At 62.7% G+C, this 14793-nt stretch carries 15 protein-coding genes; 10 read left to right on the forward strand and 5 right to left on the reverse strand.

Going from position 1 to position 14793, the window contains the following annotated elements:
- Positions 1-19 precede the first annotated feature (19 nt).
- The 5 genes from GBEM_RS04075 to aroC all read left to right on the forward strand — a co-directional run bounded on the left by GBEM_RS04075 (position 20) and on the right by aroC (position 6154).
- Entirely contained in the window at positions 20-571 is a 552-nt protein-coding gene (locus tag GBEM_RS04075) for a hypothetical protein (RefSeq protein ID WP_012529253.1), read from the forward strand.
- Position 572: 1 nt separating this feature from the next.
- Complete coding sequence (locus tag GBEM_RS04080) at positions 573-1103, forward strand: YMGG-like glycine zipper-containing protein (RefSeq protein ID WP_012529254.1); 531 nt, start codon at positions 573-575, stop codon at positions 1101-1103.
- A gap of 124 nt (positions 1104-1227) precedes the next feature.
- Complete coding sequence (gene lnt / locus GBEM_RS04085; RefSeq protein WP_012529255.1) at positions 1228-2784, forward strand: apolipoprotein N-acyltransferase; 1557 nt, start codon at positions 1228-1230, stop codon at positions 2782-2784.
- 115 nt (positions 2785-2899) lie between these two features.
- A complete protein-coding gene (glgX, locus tag GBEM_RS04090) occupies positions 2900-5020 on the forward strand; it encodes a glycogen debranching protein GlgX (protein WP_012529256.1) in 2121 nt (706 codons plus the stop codon).
- Positions 5021-5071: 51 nt separating this feature from the next.
- Entirely contained in the window at positions 5072-6154 is a 1083-nt protein-coding gene (gene aroC, locus GBEM_RS04095) for a chorismate synthase (RefSeq protein ID WP_012529257.1), read from the forward strand.
- 8 nt (positions 6155-6162) lie between these two features.
- Here the strand turns inward: aroC and GBEM_RS04100 are convergent, their stop codons facing one another.
- Positions 6163-6591, reverse strand: a complete 429-nt coding sequence (locus GBEM_RS04100; protein ID WP_012529258.1) for a hypothetical protein — start codon at positions 6589-6591, stop codon at positions 6163-6165.
- A gap of 31 nt (positions 6592-6622) precedes the next feature.
- Entirely contained in the window at positions 6623-7072 is a 450-nt protein-coding gene (locus tag GBEM_RS04105) for a hypothetical protein (RefSeq protein WP_012529259.1), read from the reverse strand.
- A 212-nt stretch (positions 7073-7284) separates the two neighbouring features.
- On the opposite strand from GBEM_RS04105, the gene GBEM_RS04110 reads away from it, so the two are divergent.
- Positions 7285-7800: a hypothetical protein gene (locus tag GBEM_RS04110; protein WP_012529260.1), complete on the forward strand. Its 516-nt coding sequence runs from the start codon at positions 7285-7287 to the stop codon at positions 7798-7800.
- Positions 7801-7823: 23 nt separating this feature from the next.
- Positions 7824-8693: a sterol desaturase family protein gene (locus GBEM_RS04115; RefSeq protein WP_012529261.1), complete on the forward strand. Its 870-nt coding sequence runs from the start codon at positions 7824-7826 to the stop codon at positions 8691-8693.
- Positions 8694-8776: 83 nt separating this feature from the next.
- Here GBEM_RS04115 and GBEM_RS04120 read toward each other — a convergent pair whose 3' ends face one another.
- The 3 genes from GBEM_RS04120 to GBEM_RS04130 all read right to left on the reverse strand — a co-directional run bounded on the left by GBEM_RS04120 (position 8777) and on the right by GBEM_RS04130 (position 11134).
- The gene (locus GBEM_RS04120) at positions 8777-8962 is read right to left on the reverse strand and encodes a hypothetical protein (RefSeq protein ID WP_012529262.1); all 186 of its coding nucleotides are present in this window, start codon (positions 8960-8962) and stop codon (positions 8777-8779) included.
- Positions 8963-9140: 178 nt separating this feature from the next.
- Positions 9141-9653, reverse strand: coding sequence for a M48 metallopeptidase family protein (locus tag GBEM_RS04125; RefSeq protein ID WP_012529263.1), 513 nt, complete (start codon positions 9651-9653; stop codon positions 9141-9143).
- A 173-nt stretch (positions 9654-9826) separates the two neighbouring features.
- Positions 9827-11134, reverse strand: a complete 1308-nt coding sequence (locus GBEM_RS04130; RefSeq protein WP_012529264.1) for a 4Fe-4S dicluster domain-containing protein — start codon at positions 11132-11134, stop codon at positions 9827-9829.
- Between the two features lie 375 nt (positions 11135-11509).
- Between GBEM_RS04130 and bioF the strand changes: the two genes are divergently transcribed.
- From bioF to GBEM_RS04145, 3 genes are all read left to right on the forward strand, one after another.
- Positions 11510-12679, forward strand: coding sequence for an 8-amino-7-oxononanoate synthase (bioF, locus tag GBEM_RS04135; protein WP_012529265.1), 1170 nt, complete (start codon positions 11510-11512; stop codon positions 12677-12679).
- Between the two features lie 235 nt (positions 12680-12914).
- Positions 12915-13649, forward strand: a complete 735-nt coding sequence (locus GBEM_RS04140; protein WP_264175529.1) for an alpha/beta fold hydrolase — start codon at positions 12915-12917, stop codon at positions 13647-13649.
- Between the two features lie 198 nt (positions 13650-13847).
- Entirely contained in the window at positions 13848-14651 is an 804-nt protein-coding gene (locus GBEM_RS04145; RefSeq protein WP_012529267.1) for a methyltransferase domain-containing protein, read from the forward strand.
- The last annotated feature ends 142 nt before the right edge of the window (positions 14652-14793 follow it).

The following is a 14793-nucleotide window of genomic DNA, read 5'->3' on the forward strand; positions in this document are numbered from 1 at the left end:
TCATTAAAGGAGGGGAGCTATGAAAGTCATTAAGATGAGAGCGCTCATCATACCGATGTTAGTCGCAGCCTGGTCGGTGCTATCGGCCGCAGAGGTGAGCTATGCGGACAGAGGTGGCGGCGGGGGGGGCGAGCAGGTGGCGCGCGCCGCCGGACGCAGCGGAGGTACCAGTTACGGCGGCCGCGGCGGCTATGTCGGCCGCGGTGGATACACCGGACGCGGCGGCTACTCCGGGGGCGGCTACGGTACCAGATACCTGGGACCCAGCCACAGCTACAGCCATTTCTCCGGCAGCGTGTGGATAGGCCCCGGCTTCGGGTTCTGGGATCCTTGGTATTACCCCTATTACCAGTATCCCAGTTACCGCTACTACGCTCCACCAACAGTGGTGGTTCCGCAGGAGCCGCAGGAGTACGTTCTCCCCGAAAGCCAGCAGGAGACGGGATACTGGTATTACTGCCGGAACCCGCAGGGGTACTACCCTTACGTTGAGCGCTGCCCAAGCGGCTGGATGAAAGTGGTTCCCGACACCGTACCCCCTGGGGAAGAGCAGCAGGACAAGGAGAAGTGACATGAAAAAACATTCCAGAACAGCGGCCTGGTTGCTGCTGGCCCTCTTGGGGGTGAGCGGGTGCGCAACTGTTCCCACCGGCCCCAGCGTCAGGGTGCTGCCGGCTCCCGGTAAGTCATTCGAACAGTTCATGGCCGAGGATGCGGTCTGCAGGCGCTGGTCCGAGCAGCAACTGGGCCTGAACCGCCAGGACACCGTCAACCAGAACACCGCAACCAGCGCAGTGGTCGGTACTGCCGTAGGTGCCGGGGTCGGGGCGCTGCTGGGCGCAGCCGGCGGCAACGCGGGGACCGGAGCGGCTATAGGAGGAGGCACGGGGCTCCTGTTCGGGGCCGCCAGCGGCTCGGAATCCGGCCGGGCCTACGGTTACGAGGCGCAGCGGCTTTACGACAACACGTACGTTCAGTGCATGTACTCGAAGGGAAACCAGATCCCCGGCTCGGTGCGCAAGGTGCGCCGGGTGAGGACAGTTGCTCCTCCGCCTCCGCCCGACATGTACTCGGTCCCTCCCGATTACTACCCTGCCCGTTAGAGAGAAGGGCGCCGCGAGGCGCCCTTTCTGCTGTTTGTGAGATTGTGATGATTAAACGTTTGTGCTATCTTGACAGGCCGCACCGCCTCCAGCATCCATAATCCCCGTTGATACCGAGGTCACCTTGCTGAACAGCATTACCAGCCACCGCCTTTTCCCGTGGATAGCCGCAGTTGCCAGCGGCATCCTCCTTTTCCTGGGCTATGCCGGCTTCGACCAGTTCTACCTGGAGTGGATCTTCCTGGTGCCGCTTTTCTGGGCACTGCGCGACGCGCGCCCCGGGCGCGCCTTTCTCATCGGCTGGGTTGCCGGTATCGTCGGGCACGGCGGCGGATTTTACTGGATCATCGACATGTTCAAGCAGTTCGCCGGAGCCCCTCTCCCCTTTGCCCTGGTCGGGCTGGCGCTCCTGGCCGCGGCAAACGGCATCGTGGTTGCCGCCTGGGCCTGGGGAATAAGGGTCATCGCCGCCCGAGGCTGGCAGGTTATCTGGGTCGCCCCGGTGGTCTGGACGGCGATGGAGAAATTCTGGCCCGAGGTTTTCCCCAACTACCTCGGGGCGAGCCAGTACCGGCTGTCGCATCTGACGCAGATAGCGGATTTCGCCGGGATCCTCGGGGTGAGCTTCCTCGTGGTCTACATCAACGCAACGCTTTACTGGGTGACCGCCTGCTGGTTCGAGGAAAGGCGTCTCCCCTGGCGTGCGCTGTCGGCCTTGGCGCTATCGCTTCTGTTCGTGCTGGGGTACGGGGAGATGCGGCTTAAGGAGGTGGAGCGGCAGGTAGCAACGGCGCAGACCCTCAAGGTCGGGCTGGTACAGGCCAACCGGGGTGCCGCAGACCTGCACATCGACTCCGACACCGTGTTGCAGGAGCACCGGGACATGTCGCGGACCCTGGTGGAAAAGCAAAGGCCGGACCTGGTGGTCTGGCCGGAAGGGGTGCCGGTGAGCCTTTCCTTCCGGGAAGGGGTGCTCCCCACCGCGGCACTCGGGGACCTGGGCACCCCGCTTCTCTTCGGCGCCTGCCTGCGGGTAGCCGGCGGGATCTGCAACAGCGCCTTTCTGGTCGACGCCTCCGGGCGCATCCTGGGGAGCTACGACAAGACGGTGCTGGTTCCTTTCGGGGAGTACATACCTTTTGGCGACACCTTCCCGAGCCTCTACTCCTGGTCCCCCTACTCGAGCCGCTTCTGGCGCGGCCAGAGCGAGGAGCCGCTCCGACTGGGAGATCGCGTGCTCTCGCTCAGCATCTGCTATGAAGACATCTTCCCGCTGCACATCAGAAAACTCATGGCCGGCGGAAAGGAGAGACGCGTCCCCGAGGCGATGTTCAACCTCACCAACGACTCATGGTACGGCAACTCGACCGAACCGGTGCAGCACCTGGCGCTGGCCAGCTTCCGCTCCATCGAGAACCGCCGCTCCCTGGTACGCGTCACCAATACCGGCATTTCGGCTTTCGTGGATCCTGCCGGGCGCATCGTCAAGAGTACCGGCATCTGGACCAAGGAGGTCCTGGTGGACAAGATCCCGCTGTTACAGGGAGGGCGCCCCCCATATTCGGTGGCCGGAGACTGGATCGGCTGGCTCTGTGCCTTGCTCACTGCGTCAGCGATAACGTCGCCTATGTCTCGATGCGTCGCCAGAGAGAAGCTGGAAAAGGGTAAGCCCTGCGTTTGACTGAAAAACATAATGGACTATAGTGTCACAAGGCAAAAAAGGCATCGTCAATTCAAGTGCGGTGGCGACTGTGACTGCACCGGCCGCCCCTGAAAGCTCGAAAGAAGGATCTACGGTGAAAGTTACGGCAAAAACAAGCAAGAAAAACGCTCCGGCGTACCCCAAGGGGAACACCTCGCCGCTCGGCGCCACCGTGTCGCACGGAGGCGTCAACTTCAGCGTCTTCGCCAGGGACTGCACCGGAGTCGAACTCCTGCTCTTCGATGCTGCCGACGACGCCATTCCGTCCCGCGTCATCACCCTCGACCCGCAGCAAAACCGCACCTACCATTACTGGCACGTCTTCGTCCCCGGCATAGGAGAAGGGCAGCTTTACGGCTACCGGGTGGCCGGCCCCTTCGAGCCGCAGCGCGGGCGCAGGTTCGATCCCGGCAAGGTCCTGATCGATCCCTACGGCCGCGCCGTCGCGGTCCCCAAGGGGTACTGCAGGGGCGACGCCTGCCTCCCCGGGGACAACGCCGCGACCGCCATGAAGAGCGTCGTCGCCGACCCGCGCGACTACGACTGGGAGGGGGATCTTCCCCTCAAGCGCCCTTACTCCAACACCGTCATCTACGAGATGCACGTGGCCGGCTTCACCAAGGACCCTTCCTCCGGGGTCTCGACCGACAAGCGCGGCACCTACGCCGGGCTCGTGGAGAAGATCCCCTACTTAAAGGACCTGGGGGTCACCGCGGTGGAACTGCTGCCGGTGTTCCAATTCGACCCCCACGACGCCCCCTTCGGGCTGGTCAATTACTGGGGGTACAGCCCCATCTCCTTCTTCGCCCCCCATGCCGGCTTCAGTTCGCGCACCGAACCGCTGGGACCTCTGGACGAGTTCCGCGACATGGTGAAGGCGCTGCACAAGGCGGGAATAGAGGTGATCCTCGACGTGGTTTACAACCACACCTCCGAGGGGGACCACAAGGGACCTACCTTCTGCTACCGCGGCTTCGCCAACGACGTCTACTATTCGCTTGCCCCCGACGGGAGCTACATCAACCACACCGGCTGCGGCAACACCATGAACGCGAACCACCACGTGGTGCGCCGGCTCATCATCGACAGCCTGCACTACTGGGTCAAGGAGATGCACGTCGACGGCTTCCGTTTCGATCTTGCCTCCATCCTCTCCCGCGACGGCCAGGGGCGCCCGCTCAAGAACCCCCCGATCCTCTGGGACATCGAGTCGGACCCGGCGCTGGCGGGGATCAAGCTGATCGCCGAGGCGTGGGACGCAGGCGGGCTCTACCAGGTGGGGAGCTTCATCGGCGACAGCTGGAAGGAGTGGAACGGGGAGTTCCGCGACGACGTGCGCCGCTTCCTCAAAGGGGACGAAGGGGTGGTATCCCGTTTCGCGGCAAGGATGCTGGCGAGCCCGGACATCTACGGGCACCAGGAGCGCGAACCGGAGCAGAGCATCAACTTCGTCACCTGCCACGACGGCTTTACCCTGAACGACCTGGTCTCCTACAACAAAAAGCACAACGAGGCCAACGGCGAGTCCAACAGGGACGGCTCCGACGCCAACCTGAGCTGGAACTGCGGCGTCGAGGGGCCTGCCGGCGACCCGGCGGTCGAGGAACTGCGCAACCGGCAGGTCAAGAACTTCATGGCGGTGACGCTTTTAGCCCTTGGTACCCCGATGATCCTGATGGGGGACGAGATGCGGCGCAGCCAGCAGGGTAACAACAACGCCTACTGCCAGGACAACCGCATCGGCTGGTTCGATTGGAGCCTCCACGAGCGCCACGCCGACATTTACCGCTTCACCAAGGAGATGATCAAGGCAAGGCTGATGCAGACCGGCACACTGGAGGACGCGCGGACCCTGAGCCAGTTGCTGGGGCAGGCGCGCCTGGAATGGCACGGGGTCAACCTCGGGACCCCCGACTGGAGCCACGAGTCGCACAGCATTGCCCTGACGGTCTGGAGCCGCTCCCGCCACGTTGTGTTCCATTACCTGGTCAATGCATACTGGGAACCGCTGACCTTCACGCTTCCACCCCCGCGCAGGCTTGCCGGCGGCACCTGGTACCGCTGGATCGACACCTCTCTTCCTTCGCCCGACGACATCGTTCCCTGGGACCTTACCCCGGCGCATGCCTCGGGAAGCTACCAGCTCCCCCCGCGCAGCCTCGTGGTGCTGATCGCTAAGGCGCGCAGTGCCAAAGGGCGCTCCGCTTCCGACTGAGTTCACCCCCCTTGTCCCCATCCGCTTGCCATTACCTGCAAGGAGATCAGCATGTCCTCTACCTTTGGCACTCTCTTCAGGGTATCCACCTTTGGCGAAAGCCACTGCGCCGCGGTCGGCGCCGTGGTCGACGGCGTCCCGGCGGGGATGCAACTGCGGGAGAGCGACATCCAGCCGCAGCTGGACCGCCGCCGCCCGGGGCAAAGCGAGCTTTCAACCCCGCGCGAGGAAAAGGACCTGGTGAGCATCCTCTCCGGCGTGGAAAAGGGGCTCACCCTGGGCACCCCCATCTGCCTCCTGGTGCATAACCGCGACCAGCGCCCCGGCGACTACCGTGAGATGGAGGCGGTCCCCCGCCCCTCTCATGCCGACTACAGCTACCAGATGAAATACGGCATCCGTGCCTCAAGCGGCGGCGGGCGCTCCTCCGCCCGGGAAACCATAGGGCGGGTGGCGGCCGGCGCTATAGCGGAAAAGTACCTCGCGGAGCGTTTCGGATTGGAGATCGTGGCCTGGGTGGACGGGGTAGGGGAGTTGGAGGGGGGGATGGTCGATCTGGAGGGGATCACCCGGGAACAGGTGGATGCCACAGCCGTCCGCTGCCCCAACCGTGAGGCTGCGGCGGCTATGATGCAGCTGATCGGATCGGTGCGGGACAGCAAAGACTCGGTCGGCGGCGTGGTTCGCTGTGTCTGCCGGAACCTCCCCGCAGGGCTGGGTGAGCCGGTGTTCGACAAGCTGGACGCCCTCCTCGCCCATGCCATGCTCTCGCTTCCGGCAGCCAAGGGTTTCGAGGTCGGTTCCGGGTTCGGCGGGAGCCGGATGCTGGGGAGCGCCCATAACGATCCCTTCGTGCGGAAAGAGGGGCGCCTGGGGACCGTGACCAACTATTCGGGAGGGGTGCAGGGGGGAATTTCCAACGGCGAGCCGGTTCATTTCCGGGTTGCTTTCAAGCCGCCGGCGACCGTTTCCCTGCCTCAGAAAACGGCAGCCTTCGACGGCACCGAGACACTCCTGGAAGCGAAGGGGCGCCATGACCCCTGCATCGTCCCCAGGGCGGTCCCGATCGTGGAGTCGATGGCGGCACTGGTCCTGATGGACCTGGTGCTGCGGCAGGAGTACCGCAGCAAGTAGCGCCGGGTTCAGGGTTTGCAGTTGTCCTCGGCCACGATGGCCATGCGGGAGCCGGGAGGGAGATACTCAAGCACAGTGGTGTCGCCCAAATCGGAGGACCTAAGGATGGCGCCGTTTTTGTCGAAGTGGGTGACGCCGACCAAGCGCCCCTCCTTCTCGACGCAGTCGATCTGATACATGTAGCGCGACTCGTACAGCCGGGAAGGCTCCGGCAATCCGTGCAGCACGTTGAGCGCCTCCTTCCTTCCCTGCTCCGTATAGACCACGCGTGTCCTTACCTGAATCATGCCGTCTCTTGCGGGGGTAGTGCCGTTTCTGTCATAGAAGAAGGCAGAATACTGGTTCTCGTCGACCAGGACCCAGTCGGAGTCGGCGGCCGCCGCCCGAGAAGCGAAGATCAGCGCCAGCAGCGAAAAGAATATAAGTGGTAGCCTCATCTTGTCACCTCCTGTAGCCACGAGTCTCCCCTTAACGCCGGGAGTCCATCTCCTCTGCCCGTACCCTTATCTTCTGCATCTCGGCTCCCAGGTCGGTCAGTATCTCGTCTTCACCCCTAACCACCCCCTGCACCTTCAACGATTTCCGCAGCAGATCCAGGTCGTACTCAAGGTAGAGCGGCGCCACAGGACTTTGTCTCGCCGTCTTCACTATCTTTCTCGCTATGAAGCCGGTGAACTGCGGGTGCTCCAGTAACTCGTGCCTCAGCTCACCGTCATAGGGACGCACCAGCACCCGTTCTTTTACCGGCTCACCGTGCAGCAGCATCTCGGAGATGAAGATGTCCTCGCTCTCCTCTGTGACGCGCGCCTCCGTGATGCCGACCAGATAACGCTCAGGGTGCTGCAGTCTGTCGATGAGCATGTTCCAGAGAGTTTTGTGCTCACAATGAACAACAACCTGCAAAGTTCTGACTAGCATGAGAGCCTCCTGATAGTGTCGTTGCTGCCCCTGATAGCTTCCCTTTTTCGCGACTACTTATTATAGAGCCCGGCAATGCCCGGTCAAGGGGGGCGCTTCCCATGTTGGGAGCGCCCGCAGCCGCTCCGTAGGCTCGTTGACACCCCCCTGGCCGCAGTTACAATGGGGCAGTTGTTCGGCTTGGGGCGCATCTCGAACCGGAGGAGGTCGTTATGTTCACAGGGAATCAGGCTTCACCGTTGGAAAGACGGCACCCGATTCTGACCGGCATGGCAGCGGGTCTTGTTGCCGGCGCCGTCGCTGGTGCAAGTGAAAGGTTGCTGGACCGGCTGGTGAGCAAAAAACAGAAAAGGCGCGACAGGAAGGTGCGGGAAGGCTCCGCCCACCAGGTCGCCGGGCCCCGCTTCGCCTCGAAACTCCTGGGCCGGCGGCTCGACCCGCAGGAGAAACGGCGCGTCAACTTAGCATTCGGGGTGGTCTACGGGCTCGGGTGGGGCTTGATCCATGGCGGCCTGAGGAAGCGCTTTCCGGTTCTTGCGCGCTGGGGCGGGCTTCCCTTCGCCATTCCCTTCTTCTTTGCCTGCGACGGCGTCATCGCGCCGGCCTTGCGCCTTTCCCCCAGACTCGATCGAGTCCCCTGGCAGCCGAGCGTGAAAGAGATGGGAAACCACATCGCCTGGAGTGCCGCGGCGGAGTGGGTGCATCGCCTGGCGGCCCGGATGCGCTAGCACAAAACGGGGAGGGGGGAGCGATGGCCAGAAGATCTGATCTGAAAAAGAGTGAACTTCCTGGATGGCTCAGCACCATGTTGATCTTCGGCACCATGGCGGCGGTGGTCGTCATGGAGTTGAAGCGGCCGCTCCGGAAGGAACGGGAGGACAAGGTCTCCCGCAATATGCGAAACGCCACCTTAGCCCTGCTCGCGGCGGCAACGGTCGGCCTTGCCGAAAAGCCGGTGGTGGCGCCTCTGGCCCTGGCGGTGCATAAAAAACGTCTCGGGTTCCTGAAGCTGTACCGGCTCCCGGTCTGGGCCGACCTGATGCTTTCCGTGTTGCTGCTCGACTACACCCTCTATATCTGGCACTACCTGACCCACAAGGTGCCTTTTCTGTGGCGCTTCCACCGCCCCCACCACGTGGACCGCGACCTGGACGCCAGCACCGCCCTGCGCTTTCACTTCGGCGAATTATTGCTGTCGGTTCCCTGGCGCGCCGCGCAGGTGAGCCTGCTCGGCGTCTCGCCGCTTGGGCTCGCGCTCTGGCAGACGCTTACCCTGGTGGAGATCATGTTCCACCACTCGAACCTGCGGCTCCCCTTCGCTTGGGAGCGTCGCCTCTGCCGGCTCATCGTCACCCCCCGCATGCACGGGATCCATCATTCGGTGGTTCGCGGCGAAACCGATTCCAACTGGGGCACCATTTTTTCCTGGCCCGATTACCTGCACGGGACCGTGCGGCTGAACGTCCTGCAGGACAGCATAGACATAGGTGTGGTCGGCTATCAGGACCCGGCGCAGCTGACCCTGGGAAATGTTTTGGCCATGCCGTTCCAACCCGAGATCAAGGCCATTGCTCCGGAAGGGCGGCTGCTGCCCGTCCCGAGGACCGCGCTGGCGCCGTGACGGTTGCCCCAAGAGGAAACAAAAAGAGACCCGGGTCGAGCTTCGACCCGGGTCTCTTCGTTTATCCGTTGCCGATGGTGCAGTCACGCCAGCGGCCCCCTGGGCGGATCCTTGGGACGGGTCTTCACCACCCCTGTCAGTATCGCGATCCCCAGGAGGATGATGCAGACGATGGCTATCTTGAACATGGCCAGTCCAGCCTCGACCAGTGCCCAGGCGATGCCTCCGATGACGAGCATGAACCCGACGACATAAAGCGCGAATGACATGGGATCCTCCTTGACGGATGCCGCTTTGGGGGAGGTGCCGGGGGAGCCGCGGCATGGTTTCTGGTTGGTTGTGGTTAGTGTTTGTTAACTTGAAAGGCAGGTTTAAATCTATCGGGCTAGGTGGGGATGTCAATATCTGCCGGGGGCGCTAGATGAAGGAGGAGGGTTACAGGTGCGGTCAGAAGGTTTGGTAAAGCGGGCCTTCTGAATCAAGGTGGATCAGGTACAGTCTCGTGTCGAACTCAAGCTGGTGGTAGGCCGGCTCCATGTATTCGCAGAGCTGGTAAAAGGCCTTGTTGTGCTCCTTCTCCTTCAGGTGGGCCAGTTCGTGGACTACGATCATCCTCAGAAACTCTATCGGGGCGAGCTTGAAGAGCGCGGCGATCTTTATCTCGTGCTTTGCCGTGAGCTTCGCCCCCTGCACCCGCGACACGAAGGCGTGCAGTCCGAGGGCGTGGTTCATGACGCTGATCTTCGGGTCGTAGCTTACCTTGCTGAGCGGTTGCGACTTGCGGAGGAACTCGTTCTTCAAGGCGACGGCGAAGTCGTAAAGGGCCCGGTCGGTCCGGATCTGGTGCGGGGTGGGGTACTTGGCGAGCAGCACGCTCCCCAACTTGTTGTCGGCTATCAACCGCTCCACTTTGCTGGTGACGCTCTCGGAATAGCCGGCGAGGTATTTCAGTCCGTGCATGTACTTCTCTTCTAAAGGGAAAATGAGTCGAAAACAGAGGTGAAGGTAACACATCGGTGGGCTAAGTGCTGCAAAAAAGTGGCGCCGCAGAATATGACTGCGCCGCCATTTAAAACCATTGGCAAGGAGAACGTCTGAGGACTTCTGAGAAAGCCTAAGGAGTAAAGCGTTAATCAGTATCTGTAACAGGTCTTGCTGGATCGCTCTGCGTGCCTTTCGATCACCCCTTGCAGGTAGTGCGAACCGAGCTGGCTGCGGACCAGGGCCTGTTTCACCGGAGGAAGTTTAAGGATGGCGCCCACGATGGCGGCCATGGCGCGGTGGCTGACGAGCGCGCGGTTGTCCCAGATGAGATGCTGCAGCTTGCCCTGCTCAAGCGCCATCAGCACGATACGGTGGGCGCTGTCGACCGGGGTAATGACCCGCTCAGCCCTTGGTTTCAACGTGATCGCCGCGCTGCGGCAGACCCTGACGCAGACTCCGCATCCCAGGCAGCGTTCGCTGTCTTGCACGCATCTCCTGAGCCACGGGTGCTGGGGGGCGTTGGCAGATATGAGCCGCACCGCTTCAGCGGGGCAGGCATCGATGCACCGGCCGCAGCCGCTGCATTCGGTGGCGGTTAATTCCGCTATGAAATTGGTACTGTGCACTGGCTGCACGTTGCAGAACTTGCGGGCTGCTATCAGCGCTTCGCAGCAGCAGCTGCAGCAGTTGCAGATGAAGGAAAGACCTCCCTGCACGTTCTCCCCGAACTGGACCAGGTTATGCTCCCGCGCCTGCTGCAGCAGGTCCAGGCATTTGACGCTGTCGATGGCGCGAGCGTGGCCGTGCCTGATCAGCGAGTCCGCCACCGGCCCGAAAACCATGCAGGTCTCCATCGGCGCCGCGCAGGCGCGCCCGAGGTGCTGCATCTTATGGCGGCAGTAGCAGGTGCCCACACCGATCTTCTTCGCCTCTTTGATCACCTCGCTGGCGCGCTCGTAGTTGTAGACCCGGGTGATGTGCGCGGGGGGGACCTCGTTCTCGCCGACCATGATCCTGCCGATCCTGGTTCTCCCCTCTATGAACAGCCTGCTGATGAACTCCTGCTCCTGGTTCAGGTACTGGTACAGGAGCAGGCTCAGCGCCGCCTGGTCGATATCCGCTCTGACCCGCATCAGAGAAAACTCGAAGAAGCCCGCCATCGGCGGGGGGAGCACGTAGAGCTTCTCGCCGTCGTGCTCGGCATCCAGTAGCAGCGCTCGTTTAGCCAAATCTTCGAGCGTGCGGAATGCCTCAACTTCCCTCACCCTCCAGATCTCCGCCGCCTTGGCGGGGGAGAACGGATGCATGGGTAGCTGCCCCACCAGTTTCGCCTCTTTCTCAGTGAATAGCAGGGCGAGGATCTTGGTGAGCAATTCGGAGGGTGGAGCGCCTTGAGGGAATCGGTTCAGGCGCTCCATCAGTGAGCTGTATGCGTTGTGACGGTTTAGGTGCGGCATAGACGCTCTCCGATGACGCGGTTGCTGCAGGAGTGAACACAGAACTCCGCAGCCGCGGAAGTTTGTGACATTAAGCATCGATGGTGAGAGTATGCTCGCTACGGCAGGTACTTACGGGCCGGAAATAGATGCTGAAATTAAAAGGCTTTAAGAGTGTAACCCACATTCGAATGCCTGCAATCGTTGTTGGCGACAGCACTGCGACCATTGTGCCTCTGCGACTGAAAGCGCAGGTCGGGGCCAGTTCTCTTCCGCCCCCGGCGGGAGGAAGGATTGTCAACCTGTGTTGGTTGTCAGGTTGACGAACCCGGAGGTCCTGTGTTAATAACAATGGTCGGCTGGGAACCGGGGAATCTGTCATAGGAGGGAGAGGCTGTGCAGACATTTGCTGAAGAGCTTGAAGCCCTGCGGGCGGAGGGACTGTACCGCAGCATGAGGGTCATCAAAGGCGCACAGGGAAGCCGGGTGGAGCTCGACGGGAAGCAGGTTCTCATGCTCTGCTCCAACAACTACCTGGGGCTTGCCGATCACCCCGAGCTGAGAAGCGCCGCAGTATTCGGTGTGGCCTTCGGCGTCGGCAGCGGCGCCTCGCGGCTGGTTTCCGGCACCATGGAGCTGCACGAAAAGCTTGAGGAGCGGATCGCCGCCTTCAAGGGGACCGAGAAGGCCCTGGTGTTCAACTCCGGCTACGCCGCCAATACCGGTATCGTTTCCGCCCTCGTCGGGCGTGGCGACGCCATCTTCTCGGACCGGCTCAATCACGCCAGCATCATCGACGGCGCTCTTCTCTCCCGGGCCGATTTGCACCGCTACCCGCACCGTGACATGGCGGCCCTGGAGCGGCTGCTGCAGGACAAAGGCGGCAACGGCCGGCGCCTCATCGTCACCGACGGGGTGTTCAGCATGGACGGCGACATCGCCCCGCTGCAGGACCTCGTGCGGCTGGCCAAGAAGTACGGCGCCCTGCTCATGGTCGACGACGCCCACGGCACAGGGGTACTAGGCCCGACCGGGCGCGGCAGCGGCGAACTGCTGGGCGTCATGGACGGGATCGACATCCACATGGGAACCCTCGGCAAGGGGCTCGGAAGCTTCGGCGCCTACGCGGCTGCGTCCGCAACCATCTGCGATTACCTGGTGAACAAGGCGCGCAGCTTCATCTTCTCTACCTCGCTCCCCCCGGCCGTGCTGGCCGCCTCCATTGCGGCCATCGAACTGGTGGATTCGCCGGAAGGAAAAGAGCTGAGGGAGAAGCTTGCGGCGAACGTCGCGCTCTTCAAGGAGAAGCTGGCGCAGGCGGGTTTCGACACCATGGGGAGCGAGACGCAGATAGTTCCCATCTTCGTGGGACCGGCCGACGCCACCATGGAATTCAGCAAGGTACTCCTGGAGCAGGGGATCTTCGTACAGGGGATCAGGCCGCCCACGGTCCCGTCGGGGAGCTGCCGGCTGCGCTGTACCATCATGGCGACGCACGAACCGGCCGAACTGGAAGAAGCCGCCGGAATCATCGAGCAGGTGGGGAAGAAGCTCGGGGTGGTTTAAACAAAACTTCACTAAACCAAAGCTCACCACAGAGGTTCACAGAGGAAAAGACAAAGCGGACACAGAGGAAAGCACAACTTCAGGGGAAACCTGAACGACGGGAAAACCCTCAGTGACCTCCGCGACCTCTGTGTTCCGCCTTTTGGTTTTGAATTAGATTGGACAAGCTATGCCCTTCATCGAAACATCATCAGGACTCGCCCTTCACTACCAGGAAACAGGAGCCGGACGCCCTGTGGTATTCCTGCACGGCTGGGCCATGTCGGGGCGCGTCTGGCGCTTCCAGCATCCTCTGGACGACGCCTATCGGCTCATCTTCTTCGACCAGCGCGGCCATGGACAGTCGGCTGCCGCCGAGGGCTATGCCATAGACGACTACGCGGGGGACGTGGCGGCGCTCTTTAGCCGGCTCGCTCTGGAAGATGCCGTCCTCATCGGCTGGTCCCTAGGGGTGCAGGTGGCGTTGCAGGCCTTTCCATCTGTCAGGGAGCGGCTCGCCGGGCTGGTGCTGGTGGGGGGCACCGCTCGTTTCACCACGGCGGAGGATTACCCGCACGGCAAACCCCCGGTCGACGTGAAGGGGCTGAGCCTCAAGCTGCGGCGCGACTACCAAAAGACCATGGGGGACTTCTTCAAGGGGATGTTCGCGGAAGGGGAGATGGACCAGGCGCAGTACCAGCGGATCGTGATGGGCGGCCGCTCCCCCAACACCTGTGCGGCGAAGGAGTCGCTGAACATCCTGGCGACGGTGGACCAGAGGGACCGGCTGGCCCAGGTGGACCGCCCGGTACTGCTGGTGCACGGCGAGCTGGATACCATCTGCCCCGCCGCGGCATCGGCATACATGGCAAAGCGGATGCCGCAGGCGAGGCTGGAGCTGGTCCCCGGATGCGGACACGCGCCTTTCATGACGCGGCCGGAGGGGTTCAACGCGCTGGTCAGGAATTTCATCGAGGGGTTGCGGAAGTAAAGGCATCCCCCTCCCTGTCCCTCCCCCGCTGGGGGGGAGGGGACGTTGAGCAACTGCTCTTTCTCCAACTGGAGGGGGACGTTGAGCAACTGCTCTTTTCCTAACTGGGTGAGGGGGCGCTGTGCAACTGATCTGCCCCCGGCGGGGGGAAGGGGCTGGCGACACTTTAACGATTCAGATAATCCGGGCGGTTTATAGATGGCGGCAAAGATAGACAGGCAGAAGGTACAGGATTCCTTTCACCGGCAGGCGAACGACTACGACTGCCACGCGGTGGTGCAGTGCCGGGTGGTGGAAAAAGTGGTGGGGATGCTGCAAGCGCAGCAGCTTGCCCCTGCGCGGCTTTTGGACATAGGGGCCGGGACCGGCCGCCTGCTGGGGAGGGTGACGGAGCTCTACCCCGAAGCCAGCGCAGTCGGCGCGGACCTCGCCCCGGGGATGTGCCGCGCGGCTGCCGAAAACCTCGCCGGAAAACGGGTGGAGATGGTGAACGCCGACGCCGAAAATCTCCCCTTTGCCCCGGAGAGCTTCGACCTGGTCCTCTCCACCTCGACCTACCAGTGGCTCAGCTCGCTCGACCAGGCCTTCTCCGAGGCGAGCCGGGTGCTCGTGCCGGGCGGGCTCTTTTGCTTCGCGCTCTTCGGCGAGAGGACGCTGTTCGAGCTGCGCGATTCCTACCGGAGCGCCTTAAGCGGTGCCTCTGACCGCAGCCACAGTTTCTTTTCCAGGTCTGAAGTCGAGGAGGCCCTGGAGAGGGTCGGCTTTGCCGGCGCCACGGTAACCTCGGAACTGGAAGTGGAGATGCACCCGGACGTACCGGAGCTGCTCCGCTCGCTCAAGCGGATCGGGGCCGGCACCACCGCGCCGGTCGCAGCCAACGGGCTCTCGGAGCGCCGGATCATGCTGGACATGATGGCGGCCTACCGCAGCGACTTCGGGCGCGAGGACGGGATACCGGCAACCTACGAGGTCATCTACGGCGTGGCCCGCAAAGCAAAGTAGCACCCTTTTCCACTCCTCCTCGCCGTGGGGGGGCGGTTCCTGCTCCCTCTCCCTCTGGGAGAGGGTATATCTGGCAGGATGCAAAGCGGGAGCTTGGGAACCAGGAAAATAGAAAGGGGGCGCCCAATCATGGACGCCCCCT

This window comes from Citrifermentans bemidjiense Bem (genome assembly GCF_000020725.1).
In the GTDB taxonomy this organism is placed as follows: domain Bacteria; phylum Desulfobacterota; class Desulfuromonadia; order Geobacterales; family Geobacteraceae; genus Geomonas; species Geomonas bemidjiensis.

Coding starts and splice junctions, on each gene's coding strand:
- GBEM_RS04075 (WP_012529253.1), top strand. CDS start 20: ATGAAAGTCATTAAGATGAGAGCGCTCATCATACCGATGTTAGTCGCA.
- GBEM_RS04080 (WP_012529254.1), top strand. CDS start 573: ATGAAAAAACATTCCAGAACAGCGGCCTGGTTGCTGCTGGCCCTCTTG.
- aroC (WP_012529257.1), top strand. CDS start 5,072: ATGTCCTCTACCTTTGGCACTCTCTTCAGGGTATCCACCTTTGGCGAA.
- GBEM_RS04100 (WP_012529258.1), bottom strand. CDS start 6,591: ATGAGGCTACCACTTATATTCTTTTCGCTGCTGGCGCTGATCTTCGCT.
- GBEM_RS04105 (WP_012529259.1), bottom strand. CDS start 7,072: ATGCTAGTCAGAACTTTGCAGGTTGTTGTTCATTGTGAGCACAAAACT.
- GBEM_RS04110 (WP_012529260.1), top strand. CDS start 7,285: ATGTTCACAGGGAATCAGGCTTCACCGTTGGAAAGACGGCACCCGATT.
- GBEM_RS04115 (WP_012529261.1), top strand. CDS start 7,824: ATGGCCAGAAGATCTGATCTGAAAAAGAGTGAACTTCCTGGATGGCTC.
- GBEM_RS04120 (WP_012529262.1), bottom strand. CDS start 8,962: ATGTCATTCGCGCTTTATGTCGTCGGGTTCATGCTCGTCATCGGAGGC.
- GBEM_RS04125 (WP_012529263.1), bottom strand. CDS start 9,653: ATGCACGGACTGAAATACCTCGCCGGCTATTCCGAGAGCGTCACCAGC.
- GBEM_RS04130 (WP_012529264.1), bottom strand. CDS start 11,134: ATGCCGCACCTAAACCGTCACAACGCATACAGCTCACTGATGGAGCGC.
- GBEM_RS04145 (WP_012529267.1), top strand. CDS start 13,848: ATGGCGGCAAAGATAGACAGGCAGAAGGTACAGGATTCCTTTCACCGG.